This window comes from Acinetobacter sp. YH12155, from assembly GCF_013418255.1.
In the GTDB taxonomy this organism is placed as follows: Bacteria; Pseudomonadota; Gammaproteobacteria; order Pseudomonadales; family Moraxellaceae; genus Acinetobacter; species Acinetobacter indicus.
This window is the reverse complement of record NZ_VPCK01000005.1, coordinates 76,855-99,250: the sequence shown is the minus strand read 5'-3', so window position 1 is coordinate 99,250 and position 22,396 is coordinate 76,855. Positions and strand designations below refer to the sequence as shown.

At 46.2% G+C, this 22,396-nt stretch carries 16 protein-coding genes; 14 read left to right on the top strand and 2 right to left on the bottom strand.

The window, feature by feature from the left end:
* The gene (gene gltA, locus FTU86_RS04590; protein ID WP_005176240.1) at window positions 1-1,275 is read right to left on the bottom strand and encodes a citrate synthase; all 1,275 of its coding nucleotides are present in this window, start codon (window positions 1,273-1,275) and stop codon (window positions 1-3) included.
* Window positions 1,276-2,295: 1,020 nt separating this feature from the next.
* Here gltA and sdhC point away from each other — a divergent pair.
* From sdhC to pgaD, 14 genes are all read left to right on the top strand, one after another.
* On the top strand, window positions 2,296-2,694 hold the full coding sequence (gene sdhC / locus FTU86_RS04585) for a succinate dehydrogenase, cytochrome b556 subunit (protein WP_005176242.1): 399 nt from the start codon (window positions 2,296-2,298) through the stop codon (window positions 2,692-2,694).
* The gene (gene sdhD, locus FTU86_RS04580) at window positions 2,694-3,059 is read left to right on the top strand and encodes a succinate dehydrogenase, hydrophobic membrane anchor protein (RefSeq protein WP_005176252.1); all 366 of its coding nucleotides are present in this window, start codon (window positions 2,694-2,696) and stop codon (window positions 3,057-3,059) included. The genes sdhC and sdhD overlap by 1 nt, the downstream gene beginning before the upstream one ends.
* A 12-nt stretch (window positions 3,060-3,071) precedes the next feature.
* Entirely contained in the window at window positions 3,072-4,970 is a 1,899-nt protein-coding gene (locus FTU86_RS04575) for an FAD-binding protein (RefSeq protein ID WP_005176254.1), read from the top strand.
* Between the two features lie 14 nt (window positions 4,971-4,984).
* Window positions 4,985-5,695, top strand: coding sequence for a succinate dehydrogenase iron-sulfur subunit (locus FTU86_RS04570; RefSeq protein ID WP_005176256.1), 711 nt, complete (start codon window positions 4,985-4,987; stop codon window positions 5,693-5,695).
* Window positions 5,696-6,511: 816 nt separating this feature from the next.
* Window positions 6,512-9,337: a 2-oxoglutarate dehydrogenase E1 component gene (locus FTU86_RS04565; protein ID WP_005176258.1), complete on the top strand. Its 2,826-nt coding sequence runs from the start codon at window positions 6,512-6,514 to the stop codon at window positions 9,335-9,337.
* Between the two features lie 16 nt (window positions 9,338-9,353).
* On the top strand, window positions 9,354-10,562 hold the full coding sequence (odhB, locus tag FTU86_RS04560; RefSeq protein ID WP_104471741.1) for a 2-oxoglutarate dehydrogenase complex dihydrolipoyllysine-residue succinyltransferase: 1,209 nt from the start codon (window positions 9,354-9,356) through the stop codon (window positions 10,560-10,562).
* 99 nt (window positions 10,563-10,661) lie between these two features.
* On the top strand, window positions 10,662-12,095 hold the full coding sequence (gene lpdA / locus FTU86_RS04555; RefSeq protein ID WP_005176261.1) for a dihydrolipoyl dehydrogenase: 1,434 nt from the start codon (window positions 10,662-10,664) through the stop codon (window positions 12,093-12,095).
* A 170-nt stretch (window positions 12,096-12,265) separates the two neighbouring features.
* The gene (gene sucC / locus FTU86_RS04550) at window positions 12,266-13,432 is read left to right on the top strand and encodes an ADP-forming succinate--CoA ligase subunit beta (RefSeq protein WP_005176263.1); all 1,167 of its coding nucleotides are present in this window, start codon (window positions 12,266-12,268) and stop codon (window positions 13,430-13,432) included.
* Between the two features lie 11 nt (window positions 13,433-13,443).
* Window positions 13,444-14,334: a succinate--CoA ligase subunit alpha gene (gene sucD, locus FTU86_RS04545; RefSeq protein ID WP_104471739.1), complete on the top strand. Its 891-nt coding sequence runs from the start codon at window positions 13,444-13,446 to the stop codon at window positions 14,332-14,334.
* 188 nt (window positions 14,335-14,522) lie between these two features.
* Complete coding sequence (gene pgaA, locus FTU86_RS04540) at window positions 14,523-16,982, top strand: poly-beta-1,6 N-acetyl-D-glucosamine export porin PgaA (protein WP_160241532.1); 2,460 nt, start codon at window positions 14,523-14,525, stop codon at window positions 16,980-16,982.
* On the top strand, window positions 16,982-18,832 hold the full coding sequence (pgaB, locus tag FTU86_RS04535) for a poly-beta-1,6-N-acetyl-D-glucosamine N-deacetylase PgaB (RefSeq protein ID WP_160241531.1): 1,851 nt from the start codon (window positions 16,982-16,984) through the stop codon (window positions 18,830-18,832). The genes pgaA and pgaB overlap by 1 nt, the downstream gene beginning before the upstream one ends.
* Entirely contained in the window at window positions 18,832-20,100 is a 1,269-nt protein-coding gene (pgaC, locus tag FTU86_RS04530; protein ID WP_171260915.1) for a poly-beta-1,6-N-acetyl-D-glucosamine synthase, read from the top strand. Before pgaB ends, pgaC begins: the two co-directional genes overlap by 1 nt.
* Window positions 20,093-20,287, top strand: a complete 195-nt coding sequence (locus FTU86_RS13800) for a hypothetical protein (RefSeq protein ID WP_257219683.1) — start codon at window positions 20,093-20,095, stop codon at window positions 20,285-20,287. The genes pgaC and FTU86_RS13800 overlap by 8 nt, the downstream gene beginning before the upstream one ends.
* Window positions 20,250-20,585, top strand: a complete 336-nt coding sequence (pgaD, locus tag FTU86_RS04525; protein ID WP_257219682.1) for a poly-beta-1,6-N-acetyl-D-glucosamine biosynthesis protein PgaD — start codon at window positions 20,250-20,252, stop codon at window positions 20,583-20,585. The genes FTU86_RS13800 and pgaD overlap by 38 nt, the downstream gene beginning before the upstream one ends.
* Before the next feature lie 59 nt (window positions 20,586-20,644).
* Here the strand turns inward: pgaD and FTU86_RS04520 are convergent, their stop codons facing one another.
* The gene (locus FTU86_RS04520) at window positions 20,645-22,375 is read right to left on the bottom strand and encodes a flotillin family protein (protein WP_127798958.1); all 1,731 of its coding nucleotides are present in this window, start codon (window positions 22,373-22,375) and stop codon (window positions 20,645-20,647) included.
* Window positions 22,376-22,396: the final 21 nt, after the last annotated feature.

The following is a 22,396-nucleotide window of genomic DNA, read 5'->3' as shown; positions in this document are numbered from 1 at the left end:
TTAACGGTTGATGTCGCGTTGAACTTCGCCAGTGTAAAGCTGACGAGGACGACCGATCTTGTAAGGACCGCTGTGCATTTCTAACCAGTGGCTGATCCAACCAACTGTACGTGCAAGCGCGAAGATCACAGTAAACATTTCTGTCGGAATACCAATCGCTTTCAGGATGATACCAGAGTAGAAGTCTACGTTTGGATACAGGTTACGCTTGATGAAGTATTCGTCAGAAAGCGCGATACGCTCAAGTTCCATTGCTAACGCTAATTGTGGATCGTTGATACCTAATGCACCAAGAACTTCGTCGCAAGTCTCTTTCATTACTTTCGCGCGTGGGTCGAAGTTTTTGTAAACACGGTGACCGAAGCCCATCAGTTTAACTTCTTTAGTCTTCACTTTTTCCATGAAGCCAGCAACGTTTTCTACAGTGCCGATTTCATCCAGCATCTTAAGAACTGCTTCGTTCGCACCACCGTGCGCAGGACCCCAAAGTGCAGAGATACCCGCAGCGATACAAGCATAAGGGTTAGCACCGGTAGAACCCGCTAAACGTACTGTAGACGTAGACGCGTTTTGCTCGTGGTCAGCGTGAAGAGTGAAGATACGGTCCATTGCTTTGGCAAGAATCGGGTTCACTTTGTAGTCACGGTCTGCAGGCGTAGCAAACATCATGTACAGGAAGTTTTCAGCGTAGCTTAAGTCGTTACGTGGGTAAACGAATGGTTGACCCACAGTGTACTTGTAGCTCCAAGCCGCTAAAGTAGGAATCTTCGCGATTAAACGGATCGCAGTGATTTCACGGTGGTTAACATCTTCGATGTCCAGGTTGTTGTGATAGAACGCAGATAATGCACCCACAACACCAACCATGATCGCCATAGGATGCGCATCACGACGGAAACCGTTATAGAAGCGGCTAACTTGGTCGTGAACCATGGTGTGGTTACGAACTTTCGCGTCAAATTCTTCTTTTTGCTCAGCTGTTGGAAGCTCGCCGTTTAATAACAGGTAGCAAGTTTCCAGGTAATCAGCTTTAGTCGCCAATTGATCAATCGGGTAACCGCGGTGTAACAGAACACCTTTGTTACCGTCAATGAATGTGATCTTAGATTCACAAGAAGCTGTCGCCATAAAACCAGGATCAAAAGTAAAGTGACCTGCAGCCAACACATCCTTAACGTCAATTACATCTGGGCCCAATGTGCCGCTGTAAATTGGTAATTCAATTTCTTTGCCATCAAGCTGTAAAACGGCTTTCTTGCCAGTTGCTTCAGACATTCAATAGATCTCCTGTCCTGGTGAATGTTGATCTGACTCGTAGTATCAATCTTTTAATGCGCGAATCAGACGGATCGAAAATTTGCTATAAGATTAGTGTGTACTGAAATTTTGTCAATTATACTTATGGATAAAAAGTGACGCTGACACAGCAGCTTAGTCAAAAAATATTCGTATGAAAAACTGAGTAAAATCACAGCACCGACGCGCTATAATAAGTCAAATTCCCGGACAGGTGCAGAAAAAAATAATAGGAATGCTTTAATTGTAAGCAATTTTTTAGCGTTAAAAGCTCTTGAAAAGCCAGGCTGCTGGAATTTTAAGCTTTCCGAAATGTATCTGTTTTTCATAACTTAGCTGGGCTTTTCCGGTTCTGCTGCTGCTTTGTTATTCATAAATAAAAGCGCTAAGTCTGTCATTTTTTTAGGTTTAACTGGTTAAAAAATAGCTGATTAAATCAGCCATTCAGCCAGTTAACTTGTTCTGATGCGCTGAAATTGCAAGTAAAGTCAGAGCAATCTGTCAGCTTTTGCAAGACTCAAAATCCAAATGCCGGCCTGAAGCGGGAAGCACGGGCAGGGCGCTGAAAATATTTCATGTTGTTTGCCTGATAGCAAATATTCAAGGAAAAAATATTCAGGCACCCAAAGATAAAGTGAAAAGATTCAACAATATAGTGTCTAGACATTTACTGTGCTGCTTTAGTCTAAATATTTCAGTCCGGTGAAAATTGCAATTATAGCTAAAACCAATAGCAGAAATATAAAATAAATTAATAAAAAACAGTGAGATGATGCCTTAAAGATGTATCCGGTTGATGTGTTTCATAAATTACCTATTTGTTAATGATTCTTATTTAAGGATTTTTTGTTCAAAAAGCCCAGTGCGGTTGTTTGTATTTTAATAGTTGACGTTTTATAATTCAGTGTCGTTTTGAATATAGGCATTCGAATGCCTAGCAATGCCAGCTTTCCTTCGAATTAATTCCAACAAACTCCGGATGGAGTTTTTACTTACAGGATGCCCGCTGTGAAAAGCAACAGACCTGTCAATTTGTCCATGGGTCAAGTTTTATCAGTAAACTTAAAATCACCTGTGGCTATTGCATCAATTTTACACCGTCTTTCAGGTGTCATCGTATTTTTACTCGTACCGGTACTTCTTTGGTTATTAGACAAGTCTTTGTCTTCGCCAGAAGGTTTTGCAGAAGTACAGGAAATCTTTAACGGTTTCTTTGTCCGCTTTATCGTATGGGTATTTGTAGCCGGATTAATCTATCACTTCATCGCTGGTGTCAAGCATTTACTTGCTGACCTTGGTGTTGCAGAGGAACTGCAAAGTGGTCGTGTTGCAGCTACTATCGCATTAGTCTTGTCTGCGATTGGTATTCTCGCAGCCTTTGTATGGATTGTTCTCTAATGAAAAGTGCTACAGGTTTAACGGGTTCAGGTTCTCGCGACTGGTTTATCCAACGCGTAAGTGCTGTTGTTCTTGCTGTTTATACCGTTGTGGTATTTGGTTGGATTCTGCTGAATGGCGGATTTAACTTTGAACAGTGGTACGGCTTTATGATGACATTACCAATGAAGATTTTATCTTTATTGGCAGTCTTATCTCTTGTTGCACACGCATGGATTGGTATGTGGCAGGTATTCACAGATTACGTGACTACTCGTCAGATGGGTCCTTCAGCTTCAGGTTTACGCCTAGTGCTGACTTCAGCAGTGATTATTGCTGTTTTTGCATATGCAATCTGGGCAATCCAGATTTTCTGGGCGAATTGATAGGAAGATATCATGGGCGCGATTAACCCTAAAGAAGATTATTCAAACATTCCACACCAATTTTTTGACGCAGTCATCGTTGGTGGTGGTGGTTCAGGTATGCGTGCATCTTACCAACTTGCTCAAGCGGGTTTGAAAGTTGCAGTACTGACCAAAGTATTCCCAACACGTTCGCACACGGTTGCGGCGCAAGGTGGTATTGGTGCATCTCTTGGTAACATGCAAGAAGATAACTGGCACTACCACTTCTATGACACGGTTAAAGGTTCTGACTGGTTAGGCGACCAAGACGCGATCGAATTCATGACGCGTGAAGCGCCACAAGTGGTTTATGAATTAGAACACTTGGGTATGCCATTTGACCGTAACGCAGACGGTACAATTTACCAGCGTCCATTCGGTGGTCACTCTGCAAACTACGGTGAAAAAGCTGTGCCACGTGCATGTGCTGCTGCTGACCGTACAGGCCACGCGCTGCTTCACACGCTTTATCAAAGCAACGTGAAAATGGGTACTCAATTTTTCGTTGAATGGATTGCACTTGACTTAATCCGTAACGAAGCAGGCGACGTACTGGGTGTAACTGCAATTGACCAGGAAACAGGTAAAATTGCGGTATTCCAAGCCAAAGCGACGCTATTCGCTACTGGTGGTGCAGGTCGTGTTTACCGTGCATCTACTAACGCGTATATCAACACGGGTGACGGTCTTGGTATGGCTGCTCGTGCAGGTATTCCATTACAGGATATGGAATTCTGGCAATTCCACCCAACAGGTGTTGCGGGCGCAGGCGTATTGTTAACGGAAGGCTGTCGTGGTGAGGGTGGTATCCTTCGTAACGATTCTGGCGAACCGTTCATGGAGCGTTATGCTCCAACTTTAAAAGACTTGGCGCCACGTGACTTCGTATCACGTTCTATGGACCAGGAAATTAAAGAAGGCCGTGGTTGTGGTCCGAACAAAGACTACATCTTGCTGGATATGACGCACCTGGGTGCTGACACGATCATGAAACGTCTGCCATCTGTATTCGAGATTGGCAAGAAATTCGCGAACGTTGACTGTACTAAAGAGCCAATTCCGGTTGTACCAACAATCCATTACCAAATGGGTGGTATTCCGACCAACATTCATGGTCAGGTTGTTGTTCCAGAATCTCGTGAAACGACTCCACTGGTTGCCAACTACGACAAAGACACTGACACATATTCTACAAATGCGGAAGGTCGTGACTTTGCGAAACCTGTAAAAGGTTTCTATGCAATTGGTGAATGTTCATGTGTATCTGTACACGGTGCAAACCGTTTAGGTACTAACTCACTGCTTGACCTGGTGGTATTTGGTAAAGCGGCTGGTCAACATATCATTGAGTATGTAACTAAACAGCACGATGGCGAGTACGAACCACTACCTACAACTGTACTTGAAAACACGCTGAACCGTATTCGTAAACTTGACGAATCAACTTCAGGTGAAAACGCTCAAGAAGTTGCGGATGCAATTCGTAACATCGTTCAGGATCACGCAGGTGTATTCCGTACTTCAGCATTGCTTGAAGAAGGTGTGAAACAGATTCTTGCGCTTGAACCACGTGTTCGCAATATCCACCTGAAAGACAAATCTAAAGTCTTCAACACTGCACGTGTAGAAGCATTAGAAGTTGAAAACCTATACGAAGTCGCAAAAGCAACCTTGATTTCTGCTGCTGCGCGTAAAGAGTGTCGTGGTGCGCACACTGTTGTAGACTTTGAATTACCACCAGATCACCCGACTTATTCTTATGGTCGTCGTGATGATGAGTGGATGAAGCACACTCTGTGGTTCTCTGCAGACAACCGTCTTGAGTACAAACCAGTACGTTACAAGCCGCTTTCTGTTGCAGCTATTCCACCTAAACCACGTACATTCTAATCAGGAGAAACAAGATGAGTAGAGGTACTCGTACATTTCATATCTACCGCTATGATCCTGATAAGGATAAAGCACCGTACATGCAAACATTCAAGCTGGAATTGACTGATAAGCATCGTATGTTGCTTGACGCACTTTTGGCGTTGAAAGTACAAGACGAAACTTTAACGTTCCGTCGTTCTTGCCGCGAAGGTATTTGTGGTTCTGATGGTGTAAACATCAATGGTAAAAACGGTTTGGCGTGTCTTTGGAACCTGAACGATTTACCAAATGAAATCACCATTCGTCCATTACCAGGTCTGCCAGTGATCAAAGACCTAGTTGTTGATATGAATCAGTTCTACGACCAGTACAACAAGATTCAGCCATTCTTGATCAACAACCAGCCTGCGCCACCAAAAGAGCGTTTACAGTCTCAGGAAGACCGTGAGCACCTAGATGGCCTGTATGAATGTATTTTATGTGCATGCTGTTCAACTTCATGCCCATCATTCTGGTGGAACCCGGACAAATTCCTGGGTCCTTCAGCGCTGTTGAATGCTTACCGCTTCATCATCGATTCACGTGATACTGCAACTCAAGAGCGTCTGGCGCGTCTTGATGACCCGTTCTCGCTGTTCCGTTGTAAAGGCATCATGAACTGTGTGTCAGTTTGTCCGAAAGGTCTGAACCCAACCAAAGCAATCGGTCACATCCGTAACATGCTTCTGGATACTGCGGGTTAATCTGAACGCCAGTTTGGTGAATTCAAAAAGCACATCTCTGGATGTGCTTTTTTTATGCTGTTTTATTGAACACTTGAATGGGGTTGGTCTGATGAGATGCATTGCTGCATACAAACTGGGTATGAAAAGTGCAGGTGAATAGTTTTAAATCAATCTTCTAAAAAAGTGTAATAGAGTGATGGTATTTTGTTTTAATACGCCCAGAAATGGGGCATGAGACTGCAAAAAGTGGTGCAAGATGTTATTATATAACGCAAGTTGAAGAGGGCAGATTGAAAGATGTGCTCTCTTTTGTTTTATGAAATAAAGAAGCCGTTGGACTTTGGTCTTAATTGCTTCTAATTATTAAATAAAGCACCATATGTTAGAGCAAAATATGTTTCTTGTATTTCGCCAATTTATAGGAGGTATACGTCAAAAAAATCAATTGAGAGTTGGAGATCATGTTACGATTAATAAACTTCTATATTTAAAAATTGAGGTTGAATTTATGTACATTTTTTCAACATTTAAAGAGATGTAGAAAGCCAGAAATTAGAGTAAACCTATTTAGAAAAGCTAATTTGCCGAATTAATTTTTCTAAGTCGATTTGCAAAAAAATTGCTCGGTTTTGGCCGAGTATAAAATGAGTGATGATGCCAATCAGGGCGTTATGATTCATTATTCACATTGGGTAGTCCTAATGTAGTGATAACGCCTCATGACAGTTGTCGAATGGGGACGAATGTCATGTTACCAATTTGACATTATCAATCATGGGTTTTGCTTAAAAAGCATCCTGAAAAATGTTTTTGCAATAGGAAATGGGTCCACAAATGCAAGAAGTTGCTGACGCTCTGCGTCTTGACACTGAACTTTCCGCTGATAGTGCAGCGTATATTGAAGAACTTTATGAGCAGTATTTAACGTCTCCAGAGTCAGTTGGTGAAGACTGGAGAGTGTACTTCGATAAATTCCCAAAAGGTGATCAACCTCATAGCAATGTACGTGAGCAATTCCTTTTATTGGGTCGCAACTCAAATCGTATTCAGTCTGTGGCTCAAAGCGCGGTAAGCTCTGAGCATGAACGTCGTCAAATAGGCGTCCTGCAACTGATCGCAGCGTATCGTAATCGTGGTCACCAAAAAGCAAAATTAGATCCGCTAGGTTTGGCAAAACGCGAAGAAGTGCCAGATCTTGATCTTGCTGCGCACGGTTTAACCAAATCTGATTTAGATACCGTATTCAACACAGGCAACCTGGCGATTGGTAAAACAGATACCACGCTGGGCGAAATGGTTGAAGCGATGGAAGCAACTTACTGCGGTTCAATTGGTGCAGAGTACATGCACATTGTTGACACCAAAGAGAAACGCTGGATTCAACAGCGTCTTGAAAGTGCTCGTGGTCAGTATGGCTTCAATGCAGAACAGAAAAAACACTTCCTTGAGCGTTTAACTGCCGCTGAAGGTCTGGAAAAATATTTAGGTAATAAATACGTTGGTGCAAAACGCTTTGGTGTGGAAGGTGGTGAATCTTTCATTCCAATGGTTAACGAACTAATTCAACGTGCCGGTGCGGTTGGTTGTAAAGAAGTCGTGATTGGTATGCCACACCGTGGCCGTCTGAACTTGCTGGTTAACATCATGGGTAAAAACCCGGCTGACCTGTTTGGCGAGTTCGAAGGTAAATCTTTACACAAGAAAGGTTCGGGTGACGTTAAGTACCACCAAGGTTTCTCATCTAACGTAATGACCCCAGGTGGCGAAGTTCACTTGGCATTGGCGTTTAACCCGTCGCACCTTGAAATTGTTGGACCTGTGGTTGAAGGTTCGGTACGTGCCCGTCAAGTACGTCGTAAAGACATTGGTGGCGATGACGTATTGCCATTAATCGTACACGGTGATGCTGCATTTGCAGGTCAGGGCGTGAACCAGGAAACTTTCCAGATGTCACAAACACGCGGTTATACCGTGGGTGGTACTGTGCACATCGTAATTAACAACCAGGTTGGTTTCACTACCTCTGATCCACGTGATGCGCGTTCTACAGAATACTGTACCGACATCGCGAAAATGGTTCAGGCGCCAGTATTCCACGTGAATGGTGATGATCCTGAAGCGGTAATCTTCGTAACGCAATTGGCACACGACTTCCGTCATACTTTCCGTAAAGACGTAGTGATTGACCTGTTCTGTTACCGTCGTCGTGGTCACAACGAAGCGGATGAGCCATCTGCAACCCAGCCACTGATGTATCAGGTGATCAACAAGAAAGCCACTACACGTACTTTGTATGCAGACCAACTAGTACAACAGGGCGTATTAGATCGCGCTGCTGCAGACCAAATGGTTGAAGACTACCGTGCCGATCTTGAAGCAGGTAATCACGTTGCCAATGCGCTGGTTCTTGAACCGAACAAGAAAATGTTTGTGGACTGGACGCCGTACCTGGGCCATGAATACACTGACGAATGGGATACCACTTTCCCGGCTGAGCGCTTAAAAGAGCTTGGTGAAGGCATGCGTAAACTTCCAGAAGGTTTCGTGATGCAGCGTCAGGTGTCTAAAGTGATTGACGAACGTCTGAAAATGCAGACCGGCGAAATGCCGCTGAACTGGGGTGCTGCTGAAACTCTAGCCTATGCAACACTGCTAGATCAGGGTTACCTGGTACGTATTACTGGTGAAGACGTAGGTCGTGGTACCTTCTCGCACCGTCATGCCAAACTGCATAACCAGGTTGATGGCGAAACTTATATTCCATTGTGCCATGTGAAAGAAAACCAGCCGCGTTTTGCTTTATATGACTCGCTATTGTCTGAAATGGCGGTACTGGCATTTGAATATGGTTATGCGACCACGATTCCACACGGTCTGATCATTTGGGAAGCACAATTTGGTGACTTCGCTAACTGTGCGCAAGTGGTGATTGACCAGTTCATCGCCTCTGGTGAAACCAAGTGGGAACGTGTATGTGGTTTAACCATGTTGCTGCCACACGGCTTTGAAGGTCAAGGTCCGGAACACTCATCTGCACGTTTAGAACGTTTCTTACAGCTGTGTGCTGAAGATAACATGCAAGTGATTACTCCGACTACACCAGCACAGATTTTCCACGCTTTACGTCGTCAAGCGATTCGTCCAATCCGTAAGCCAATGATTGTGATGTCACCGAAATCATTACTGCGTCACAAGCTGGCAACTTCATCTCTTGATGAGCTAGCAACTGGTACTTTCCAGACTGTGATTGACGAAATCGACAGCAACATCAACAAGGCCGACGTGACCCGTCTGGTACTTTGTGGTGGTAAAGTGTATTACGACCTGCTTGAAAAACGTCGTGAAAAAGAATTGAACAACACGGCAATTGTTCGTATTGAACAGTTGTATCCATACCCAGAACAACGCATTGCGGAAATTCTTGAAGCTTATCCAAACGTGAAAGAACTGGTTTGGACTCAGGAAGAACCGAAGAACCAAGGTGCTTGGTTGTTCATCGCGCCGCGTCTATATGATGACGTGATGAAAGCTGGTAAACAGGTTCGTATCAGCTTTGCTGGTCGTGAGGCTTCTGCCGCTCCAGCGTGTGGTTCACCATATTTGCATGCAAAACAACAAGCTCAGCTCATCAATGACGCGCTTGCGATCGTAGCTGAATAACAGGAGATTCGAAGTAATGGCAACCGAAATTAAAGCACCGGTATTTCCAGAGTCAGTTGCAGATGGAACAATCGCGACTTGGCACAAACAACCAGGTGAAGCAGTATCACGTGATGAAGTGATCTGTGACATTGAAACTGACAAAGTTGTTCTGGAAGTTGTAGCTCCTGCAGACGGTACGATTGCTCAAATCATTAAAAATGAAGGCGATACTGTACTTTCAAATGAAGTGATTGCACAGTTTGAAGAAGGTGCTGTATCTGGCGCTGCGCAAACTCAAGCAGTTCAGTCTGAAGAGAAAGTTGAACAGGCCGCTGCGAAAACTGAAGCAGGTGCAGCACCTGTAGTTGAGCGTGCTCAACCAGTTGCGGACCAGGCACCAGCAGTGCGTAAAGCATTGACTGAAACAGGTATCAACGCTGCTGACGTACAAGGTACAGGCCGTGGCGGTCGCATCACCAAAGAAGATGTGGCAAACCATCAGGCGAAACCAGCGGCTGCGCCTTTAACTGCAGCAGTAGGCGAGCGTATCGAGAAACGTGTTCCTATGACGCGTTTACGTAAGCGTGTAGCTGAACGTTTACTTGCAGCGACTCAAGAAACTGCAATGTTGACGACGTTCAACGAAGTGAACATGAAACCAATCATGGAAATGCGTAAGCAATATAAAGACGCATTTGAAAAACGCCACGGTGCGCGTCTTGGCTTCATGTCATTCTTCGTAAAAGCTGCGACTGAAGCGCTAAAACGTTACCCAGCAGTCAACGCATCAATTGATGGCGATGATATTGTTTATCACGGTTACTATGACATCGGTGTAGCTGTATCTTCTGACCGTGGTCTGGTGGTTCCTGTATTACGTGATACAGACCGTATGAACTACGCTGAAGTTGAATCTGGCATTGGCGCTTATGCTGCGAAAGCGCGTGAAGGCAAACTTGCGATTGAAGACATGACTGGCGGTACATTCACCATTACTAACGGTGGTACTTTCGGTTCACTGCTGTCTACGCCAATTCTGAATACACCACAAACTGCTATTCTAGGTATGCACAAAATCCAGGAACGTCCTATGGCAGTCAATGGTCAGGTTGAAATCTTGCCAATGATGTATTTAGCGCTGTCTTATGACCACCGTTTAATCGATGGTAAAGAAGCGGTAGGTTTCCTTGTAACAATCAAAGAATTGTTAGAAGAGCCAGCTAAACTTATCCTTGACTTATAATTTATTAATTAAAAATCTCTCCTAACCCCTCTAAAAAAGAGGGGAAAGGTTCCCCCTTGAGTAAAAGGGGGGATTTAGAGAGATTGATTGGAGATAAAAATGTCTCAACAATTTGATTTAGTTGTTATTGGCGGTGGTCCAGGCGGTTATGAAGCAGCCATTCGTGCGGCTCAGCTTGGTTTTAAAGTGGCATGTATCGAAAAACGCATCCACAAAGGTAAACCATCTTTAGGTGGTACCTGCTTAAACGTGGGCTGTATCCCGTCTAAAGCGCTGCTTGATTCTTCACACCGTTATGAAGATACCGTTCATCACCTGGCTGATCATGGTATTACGACAGGTGAAGTAAACTTTGACCTGTCTAAATTACTGGCACGTAAAGACAAGATTGTTGACCAGTTGACTGGCGGTATTGACCAGTTGCTGAAAGGCAATGGTATCGAATGGTTAAAAGGTACTGGTAAATTACTGGCGGGTAAGAAAGTTGAGTTTGTTCCTCACGAAGGTGAAACTCAGATTCTAGAACCAAAATACGTAATTCTTGCGTCTGGTTCTGTACCTGTGAACATTCCGGTTGCTCCTGTTGATCAAGACATTATTGTTGATTCTACTGGCGCGCTTGAGTTCCCTGAAGTACCGAAGCGTTTAGGCGTGATTGGTGCCGGCGTGATCGGTCTGGAGCTTGGTTCAGTATGGCGTCGTCTAGGTGCTGAAGTTGTTGTATTTGAAGCAATGGATGCCTTCTTGCCAATGGCGGATAAAGCGCTGGCAAAAGACTACCAGAAACTGCTGACCAAACAGGGTCTGGATATTCGTGTAGGCGCGAAAGTGTCTGGCACTGAAGTCAACGGTCGTGAAGTGACTGTAAAATACACCCAAGGCGGCGAAGAGAAAGAACAGACTTTCGACAAGCTGATCGTGTGTGTGGGTCGTCGTGCGTATGCTGAAGGCTTACTGGCTGATGACTGCGGTATCAAACTGACTGAACGTGGTCTGGTTGAAGTGAACGACTGGTGTGCGACTTCTGTTGAAGGCGTATACGCAATTGGTGACTTGGTACGCGGTCCAATGCTGGCACACAAAGCCATGGAAGAAGGCGTAATGGCAGTTGAACGTATTCACGGTCATGCTGCTCAAGTGAACTATGACACCATCATCTCTGTCATCTATACACACCCTGAAGCGGCGTGGGTAGGTTTAACAGAAGAGCAGGCCAAAGAAAAAGGTCATGAAGTGAAAACCGGTCAATTCGGTTTCGCAGTCAACGGCCGGGCTTTAGCTGCCGGTGAAGGTGCTGGTTTCGTGAAGTTCGTTGCCGATGCTAAAACAGATCGTTTACTGGGTATGCACGTGATTGGACCTGCGGCGTCTGACATTGTTCACCAAGGTATGATCGCGCTTGAATTTGTATCTTCAGTTGAAGATTTACAATTAATGACATTCGGTCACCCAACCTTCTCTGAGGTGGTGCACGAAGCGGCACTGGCCGTCGATGGACGTGCCATCCACGCGATTCAGCGTAAGCGTAAATAAATAAAAAAAGAGCGGTTTCGACCGCTCTTTTTCATTTGGTGGTTGTTTTTGTTTGAATAATCATCTAAAACTAAAACGATAAAACTGTATAAATGTTAATACTCACGACGATGGATGTTGGAGTTTTAGCGAGTCATAAAAAAACGTGAAAAGTAGTAAAAGGTAAATAAATGAATCTACATGAGTACCAAGCCAAAGCGCTATTAAAAAAATATGGTATGCCGGTGCAGGAAGGTCTGCTTGCAACCAATGCAGATGAAGCAGTACAGGCATTTGAACAGCTCGGTGGCAAATTCGCTGTCATGAAAGCCCAGGTGCATGCGGGTGGCCGTGGTAAGGCGGGTGGTGTGAAAGTGGTGAAATCGGCTGAAGAAGCGGCAGAGTATGCTAATCAGCTGATCGGTACTCGACTGGTCACTTATCAGACCGATGCCAATGGCCAGCCGGTGAACAGTATTCTGGTGGCCCAGGATGTCTATCCGGTAGAGCGTGAATTATATTTAGGTGCCGTGGTGGATCGTTCTAGCCGTCGCGTGACCTTTATGGCCTCAACCGAAGGTGGGGTCGAAATTGAAAAAGTCGCAGAAGAAACCCCAGAAAAAATTATTAAAGTTGAAGTTGATCCTCTAGTCGGTTTATTACCATTTCAGGCACGTGAAGTTGCGTTTGCCCTGAACTTAAAAGATGGACAAATCAACCAGTTTGTTAAAATCATGACTGCGGCGTATCAGGCCTTTATTGAAAACGATTTTGCCCTGTTTGAAATTAACCCATTGTCTGTACGTGAAAACGGCGAAATTTTATGTGTCGATGCCAAAGTCGGCATTGATTCCAATGCGCTGTACCGTTTGCCGGAAGTGGCGGCACTGCGTGACAAGAGCCAGGAAAATGAGCGCGAGCTGAAAGCCTCTGAGTTCGATCTTAACTATGTAGCGCTAGAAGGCAATATTGGCTGTATGGTCAATGGTGCCGGTCTTGCCATGGCAACCATGGACATCATCAAATTGTATGGTGGTCAACCGGCCAACTTCCTCGATGTCGGTGGCGGCGCAACCAAAGAGCGCGTGATTGAAGCATTTAAAATTATTCTGGCTGACAATTCGGTTCAGGGAGTATTAATCAATATTTTTGGTGGAATTGTACGTTGTGACATGATTGCGGAGGCGATTATTGCAGCAGTTCAGGAAGTCAATGTCAGCGTGCCGGTGGTGGTACGTCTGGAAGGAAACAATGCTGAACTGGGGGCCAAATTACTGGATGAATCTGGCCTGACCTTAATTTCTGCAAATGGCCTGGCCGATGCTGCAGAAAAAATTGTTGCTGCAGTAAAAGCTTAAGGAGATGCATCATGAGCGTATTAGTAAATAAAGACACAAAAGTATTGGTTCAGGGTTTCACTGGTAAAAACGGAACCTTTCATTCGGCTCAGGCGCTGGATTATGGCACGCGTGTTGTCGGCGGTGTAACTCCAGGTAAAGGTGGTCAAACCCATTTAGACCTGCCAGTATTTAACACCATGAAGCAGGCTGTCCGTGAAACTCAGGCTGACGCTTCGGTGATTTATGTACCCGCACCTTTTGTACTGGACTCGATTGTTGAAGCAGTCGATGCCGGTATTGAACTGATTGTGGTAATTACTGAAGGTGTACCGACCCTAGATATGCTAAAAGCCAAACGCTATCTGGAAACCAATGGTAATGGTACACGCCTGATTGGCCCGAACTGTCCGGGTATTATCACCCCGGGCGAATGTAAGATCGGGATTATGCCAGGTCATATTCATCAGCCAGGGAAAATCGGGATTATCTCGCGTTCAGGAACGCTGACCTATGAAGCGGTTGCGCAAACCACCAAATTGGGTCTGGGCCAGTCGACCTGTATCGGCATCGGCGGTGATCCGATTCCGGGCATGAACCAGATTGACTGTCTGAAACTGTTTCAGGACGATCCTCAAACTGAAGCCATTATCATGATTGGTGAGATTGGCGGCACAGCCGAAGAAGAAGCAGCCGAATACATTCAGGCGCATGTGACCAAGCCTGTGGTGGGCTATATTGCCGGTGTAACCGCACCAAAAGGCAAACGCATGGGCCATGCTGGCGCGATTATTTCTGGCGGTAAAGGAACCGCAGAGGAGAAATTTGCTGCCTTTGAACGTGCCGGAATGGCTTATACCCGTAGCCCGGCCGAGCTCGGTTCAACCATGCTGAAAGTATTGCAGGCCAAAGGTTTGGTGTAAAACCTACCTGACTAAAAAACCCCAGTTCTTGGGGTTTTTTATGGCAAAGAACATAGATAATGATGACGCTTCTATTGAGGAAAAAGTAAAGCATACAAAACAAATAAAATGATTGTTTTAGTAATTGTGATTTACATCACACTTTAATAGAATATCGAGCAATAATTATCAGAAACTTGAGAATTTATATGATCAAAATAACAACGATCATGCCGATTCAGTGTCTGTCGCTTTGCTCTTTTTTATTTTTTTCTTCTGCTCATGCCAATACGCTTGATCAGCAACGTGAGCACGCGGTGGAGATGGTTCGGTCCGGGCAGGTGGTCTCTGGACTCAATCGCTTGCAGGCGTTATTAGCTCAATTTCCCACAGATCAAAAGTTAATTGCGGATTATCTAGTTTTGGCCTATGGTCAGCCTGTGGTACATCCACAGGATTTATACCGCCTAACGCAGCAGATTCAACCTAAAACCTTTCCTGCCTATGCCCAGGTCAGCGCTATCAAGGTGCTCCGTGATGCCAAGCAGTACGCTCAGGCCAAAGCGTATCTGGCCCGGTTTCAGCCTTTAAATACCCAGGCCAGCGGCAAAGTCTGGCACGCGGTACTGGAAGCCGAGTCGGGTCAGGCAGCAGCCGCTAAAACGTTGCTGAAAAACCTGCAATGGCAACAGCTTAGTGCCGATGACCTGAGTTTATTGTCTTATACCTATCGTATCCTGAATATGCCGGTACAAGCCTTGCAGGCAGCCGAAGCCGGATTAAAAAAGCAAAGCAGCATTGCAGGCCATGAACAATATGTACTGTCGCTGATGCTTAATGGCAAGCATCATGCAGCAGAGCACTATCTGCTGCAACAACAGTTAGCACAGAGCCATCCTCGTTTGTTACTGCAAGTTAAACAGCACCAGTTTTCTACCCGGATTCAGAATGCAGTACAGGCCTATAAAACGGCACAACTGCGCAGTGAATATGCAACAGCCTATACCGAGCTGGATGCGGTACTGGCCGATATGGCTGCACATGAACCACAGGTGGCAGCTGACACCGAACTGCAGCGCGCATTCTATGCCGATTATCTGTATGCCTTGGGACAGCGTAAGCGTCATCAGCAGGTCTTGAAAATTGTGCAACAGCAGCATCAGCCAATTGCAAACTGGCCGGCTTATGTACGCCATGCCATTGCCGATGCCTATCTGGCCACCCGACAACCGGAACTGGCTGAACCGGTGTATTTAAGCCTGTTTCAGGAAAAGAACTATGCAGACTATACGGTGTATGCCGGTTTGTATTATGCCTATATCGAACAGGAAAAATTCAAGCAGGCTGATCAGCTGATTCAGGACATGGACCGTCAGTTACCGCGTTATCGTTATAGCGAGGCCAAAGGCGTGGACCGCAGTACCCATGAAGACCGGGAGCAGTATCTGGCTTTAAAAGGGCTGAACTATGCCTACCGCAACGAACATGCCAAAGCCGAGCAGTATTTTGAAACCCTGGTTTCAATTGCACCGAATAATCTGGCCTATCAGAACAATCTGGCACAAATTCAGCGCTGGCGTGAAAAACCACTGACTTCCCAACAAACGCTGGAGCAGTGGAATGGCCTGGATCAGGTCAGTCAAATCACCCAGATTAACCAGATGCAAAATGCCCAAGCCCTGAATGATATTAGGGGCTGGCGTCAGCTGAATCAGGCCTTGTTACAGACGGCTGCAGATGATACCGGTGTGCAATTAAGCCGCAAAGAATTAAAGGATCGCGATCATTTCAGCATTCAGCATGAAAGTTATTTTTCTGAAAGTCGTTCCGATCAGGAACAGTTGCTGAACCGTTTAAAAGGTTCAGAAGAGCGTACCCATTGGACCCGTCTTAACAGCCCGTGGCTAAATGAGCATTATCAGGTTTTTATTGACCATCAGCATCGGCAGGGGCGTTATGAAGATGGCACCCTGGATGATCCGCGTTTAGGTCTGGGTGTGGCCTGGTCCAAAGATCGCAAGTATGCCAGCCTGTTGCTGTCTCAATCTTTAGATGAAGACCGTGTGGGCGCTGCACTGGACTGGTCACACTGGTTAAATGATCATTGGCAATATCATCTGGCGGTGAATACCCAGGCCGATATTCCGTTGCAGGCAATGGCCAAAGCACATGAAGGACAGTCGTATCGGGCGGGTTTTAACTGGCAGGCCAACGAGTCGCGTAAAGCCGGTGCACAATTTCAATTGACCGATATTGATGATGGCAACACCCGTCAGGAATATCAGGCCTATTTTAGCCAGCAGTTTTATCAGGCCCCGCATCATCTGAGTCGTGCCACGCTCAGCGGCTATTATGGAAAAAATAAGCCCGTCGCCGTGGATTATTTTAATCCTGAATCCAGCCATAGTTTAGAGCTGAAACTGGAACATGACTGGATGACCTGGCGTCGTTATGAGCAACATTTTAATCAGCATTTTGAACTGACGCTGGGCACATTTGGACAGAAAGACTATTCCAATGAGCCGATATATAACCTGTTTTATCGCCATGACTGGCGTGTGTCACGAACCTGGAAACTGCACTATGGCATTGGTTGGGGCAGCCATCCGTACGATGGCAAAACAGAAGAAAAAACCTATGCAGTATTCGGCTTTGAAGGACGATTCTAATGCAAATGAAACCCGCTTTACTCCTGAGTGCCTGTATCGCTGCATGTGTTTATTCTCCTTTGACCGTGCAGGCCGAGACCAGCACAGCGCCAGCAGCAACTACAGCGCCGCTTGATGCGCAGGCCTATGAATTTGTTACCTTAACTTTTCATGATGTGCGTGATGACGTTGCCAAACAGGGTGACCGTGATTTATACGCCATCAGTACCCATAACTTTGCCCAGTTCCTGCAATGGATTAAAGAACATGGCTGGCAGCCCATTCGGCTAGAAGATGTCTGGCGGGCCCGTCAGCACAAGACAGCCTTACCGGAAAAAGCAGTATTAATTACCATTGATGATGGCGCACTCAGCAGCTATAGCCATATTTTTCCCTTATTAAAGCTGCATCAGGTTCCGGCTGTTTTTGCCATTCCGACCAGCTGGATTAATGGCAATACCAAAGATGCCTATGAAGCCTATGGGGAGGGCAACCTGATGAACTGGCCGCAGATGCGTGAAATGCAGCAATCCGGTCTGGTCGAGTTTGCCTCACACAGTGATGACTTGCATCACGGGATTATTGCCAATCCGCAGCTAAACCAGCAGCCAGCCGCGATTACCCGTGAATATTTCCCGGCCCAGCAGCGTTATGAATCTGATCGCGCCTATGCGAAGCGAGTGGTAAAAGACTTGCGTCAATCAAAGCAGATTCTGGATCGTGAGTTGGGAATCAATACCCGTGCCATTTTCTGGCCGTATGGTGCGGTGACCAAGGAAACTGAAGCGCTGGCCCGTGAAGCCGGTCTACCAATGTCGTTTAGTCTGGGCAGCGTACTGACATTGGCTGATGCCGATACCACCTATCAGCGTGCCCTGATTACGGAAAACCCATCACCTGAAGAAGTGTTTGGTGAAATTAAAGACTTCTTAATGAATAGCCGGGCGCCGCATAAGCAGCGTAAAAGTTTATTACGCATTAACCTGGCAGATCTGGCGGGGAGCAATATCACCGCATCAGAAGCACATCTGAGCCAGCTGCTCAATCAGGTCAATGCCTTTCAATCCAATACGCTGGTCCTGAATGCGGTGGCCGATCAGAATGCCGATGGCAAAATTGATGTAGCTTATTTTCCGAATCGAAGCTTGCCAGTGGCTCAGGATTTGCTGAACCGGGTGGTATGGCAGGCCCGGACCCGGATTGCTAATCGGGTATATGCAGAAATGCCGCTGAGTCTGGAAACCCGGCAAGGTTATGATCTGGCAGAATTGACCGCAGATCTGGTGAAAAACAACAGCTCGATTGAAGGGCTGATGATTGAAACCGGCGATGCGTTACATTGCGCCGTATTTCAGGCCGAATGGAGTGCAAGCTGTCAGGCACAGCTGCAACAGGTGTTGAGCATCAAGAACCGGACCAAAAGCCAGGGTAAATACTATGCCAATATCAGTAATAACTATCAGACTGCATTAAAGCTGGAGATTCAGAATCAGCCACTTGACGGACTGAAAAAACTGCTGCAGCAACTGCCGGATCATGCCGATTTCCTGTATCTGGCTGTCGATCCGTTGGCATCCCCCCAAGCCATCAAACATCTGCATCAGGCTTTAAACCAGTTAAATGATCGTGAAAAGCAGCATTTGATGATTAACTTGCAGATCAATCCGGACAGCACTGCAACAGACTGGCGGTATTATCAGCAGATGTATCAGCAGCTGAGACGTCAGGGCATTCAAAAAATTGGTATTGATAATTATCAGCCGACCCATGGGCAGGCCGTGCATCAGCACCTGTACCGGGCGTTGAGCCTGAATGCAAGTCCGCTGAGTTATCGTGATCCCTATGTCCTGGAACAGGGAGAGCCGCAATGATGGAAGTGTTCTCGAAATTGAGTTTTAACGATTTTTATTTTGGTTTTGCATTTTTATATCCTCTGCTGATGGCCTGGCTGTGGATTGCGGGCGGGATCTGGTTTTATTTTAAACGGGAATACCGTCAGGATCATTTCCCTGAACCGAGCGATGAAGGCTGCAGTATTATCATTCCTTGCTTCAATGAAGAAGAGCAGGTCAGACGTACCATCAAGTTTGCCATGCAAAGCCAGTATCCGGAATTTGAAGTGATTGCAGTCAATGATGGCAGTCAGGACCGGACTGCAGCAATTCTGGATGAGCTGGCCACGCAATATCCAAAGCTACGGGTGGTCCATCTGGCCGAAAACCAGGGCAAAGCCTATGCCTTAAGAGCCGGGGCAATGGTTAGTCGCTATGAATTTCTGGTCTGTATTGATGGTGATGCGCTGCTGCATCCACACGCAGTATTCTGGATGATGCATCAGCTGACCAGCTTTCCGCGTGTCGGGGCGGTTACCGGTAATCCACGGATTATTAACCGTTCCAGCGTGCTCGGTAAAATTCAGGTCGGTGAATTCTCTTCAATTATTGGATTGATTAAACGCGCGCAGCGTACCTATGGCCGGATTTTTACCGTATCAGGTGCGATTGCCGGTTTTCGTAAAACCGCGCTGGACCGGATTGGCTACTGGCGTGATGACATGATTACTGAAGATATTGATGTTTCGTGGCGTTTGCAGTTCGACCACTGGGATTTGCAGTATGTGCCCAAAGCCCTGTGTTATATCTATATGCCGGAAACGTTTAAAGGTCTCTGGAAACAGCGCTTACGCTGGGCACAAGGCGGGATTGAAGTGCTAATTGCCTATGTGCCAAAACTGTTTAAATGGCGCCTTAGACGGATGTGGCCGATTGTGATTGAATCGATCATCAGCGTGCTATGGGCCTATGTGATTATGGGCATCTTTGTGCTGTATTTTTATGGGCTGTTTTTCCCCTTGCCGGGCGAGTGGGCAATTCAATCGATTCTGCCGCAGTGGTACGGGGTGATTTTGGGCCTGACCTGTTTGCTGCAGTTTCTGGTCAGCTTAATGATCGATCATCAATATGATAAAAACCGTACCTTGAGAACCTATTTCTGGGTAATCTGGTATCCGCTATTTTTCTGGCTGATTACCGCGCTGACCACGGTGGTGTCTGTGCCAAAAACTTTGCTGAAAAAGCAGAAACGTGCACGCTGGGTCAGCCCGGACCGTGGTTTTACCAAGGAGCACGAGCATGGCTAAATTTAAAATGATTGAGGATGAAGCTCAGCTGGAGCTACCAGAATATATTGATGAGCCGCGCTATGTACGTAACAAGGCCGCAGGCTATGGACTATTCTTTCTGGGCTGGCTGGCTGGCCTGGATCTGGTTATTCCTGCCTCTGATCACTATGTTGCTGTGGCTGTTTCAGGGCTATACCGTATATGAGCAGCTGTTTGTGATGTCGGCGCCGCAAAGCTCGTTCAGCCTGTTTTATCTGGGGCTGGCGATTATGGTGTTTATTCTGATTCTGCTGATCTGGGCTGTGTATAACTGGCTGCGTTTTCGTGATAATGAGCGCCGGGCTTTTCCGGAGCATATTCAGACTGAGCAGCTGGCGGAAAGTTTTCAGGTCGACACAACTGAAATGGCGTATTTGCAGCAGGCCAAAAATCTGACCTTACATTATGATCAAGATGGACAGCTGGAAAAATTTGAAGTTCATCAGCCACTGTCTTCATCATAGAACATTGAAAAACAGCCATAAAAAACGCAGCCTTAGCTGCGTTTTTTTATTCACCTCATTTAAGTTGATGAAGTTTCCTGATTGATTTTCGGCTGAGATTTCAGGCTTTGGGTCAGACCGTTAATATCACCGCCATGAATACCCAGTTCACTCATCAGGCTGTCAATTAACGGCGCTTGCGAACGATAGCGCAGGGCACTGTTCACCACCTGATCAGACAGGGCCACTTGACCATGACCGTGTTCGCTGCCATCGACATGTGCGCTGCCCATCCCATTTAAACCATTGACGTGCAGAATCTTGATGTCATCAATATTTTCCATTGGCTTGACGCTTTCACGGATAATTTCTGGCAGGTATTTCAGCATGGCCAGACGTACCTGCATTTCGACCTGTTCCGTCGACAGGATGTTATTGGCTTCGTTGACTGCACGGGTACCTTCAGCATCAACCTGATACTGTTTTTCCATCGCTTGTGCCAGCAGGACTTTGGCATCGGCTTCACCACGCGCTTTTAAACGCAGCTGTTCTGCATTGGCTTCTGCGGTAATCCGCACCGCTTCCGCTTCATCGACCGCCGCCTGTTTGCCGGCTTCAGCAGCAACGGTAATGGCAATCGCATCTTTTTCAGCGGCCTGCTTGGCAGCCACCAGCTCGACTGCCTTGGCACGTTCTGCGCGCTGGGTTTCACGTACGGTAATCACTTCTTCTTCTGCTTTTACCGCTTGAGCACGGGCTAAATCGGCCTGCGCTTTGGCTTCAGATTCGGCACGGGATTTTTCCGCAATGGCAATGGCGCGGTCCTGTTCGGCCAGCTCAATGGTTTTCTTCTGTTCCACTTGGGCTTTTTGGACTAGCTGTTCTTTTAAAATATTTTCATTGGCGACATCACGTGCTGAGCCAATCCGTTTCAGTTCAATTTCACGTTCAGCAGCAATGCGGGCTTCTTCCGCTTCACGTTTTTTGGCTGCTTCCTGGGCTGCAATTTCCGCCAGCTGTTCAGCACGGCGTACCGAAATTTCACGTTCTTGCTGTAACTTGGCATATTCTTCTTCACGAAGAATCTGCAGGCGCGCCTGTTCGGCTTCCAGGTTTTTGGCTTTAATGGCTAAGTCGGCATCCTGTTCAATGTCGTTACGTTTACGACGACGGTCTTCAATGGTTTCGGTTAATTTGGTCAGACCTTCGGCATCGAAAGCATTTTGCGGGTTAAAGTAGCGGAAACTGGTCTGATCCAGTCCGGTTAAAGATACAGTTTCCAGTTCCAGACCGTTTTTAAACAGATCTTCCGATACCACCTGCTGCACTTTCTGCACGAAGTCGACGCGTTTTTCATGTAGTTCTTCCATCGCCATTTCTGCGGCTACGGCACGTAAAGAATCGACAAATTTACCTTCGACCAGATTTTTTAATTCATTCGGGGACATGGTTTTTTGCCCCAGCGTTTGTGCTGCGGTGGCAATAGATTCAGCGGTCGGTTTAACCCGCACATAAAATTCGGCCATGACATCGACACGCATACGGTCGCGGGTAATCAGGGCCTGATCTTCAGCACGGCGCACTTCCAGACGCAGGGTATTCATATTGACCGGAATAATTTCATGCAGCACCGGTAACACAATCGCCCCCCCGCCGAGAATGACATGCTCACCGCCAAAACCGGTACGCACAAAGGAAATTTCCTTGCTAGAGCGGCGATACAGGCGGGCCAGGATTAAACCAATCACAAATAAGGCCAGGAAAATAATTCCGGCAATAATCAAGACGTTATACATATTTGAACTTAACATTGTTATCTCTTGTGTTTTTCA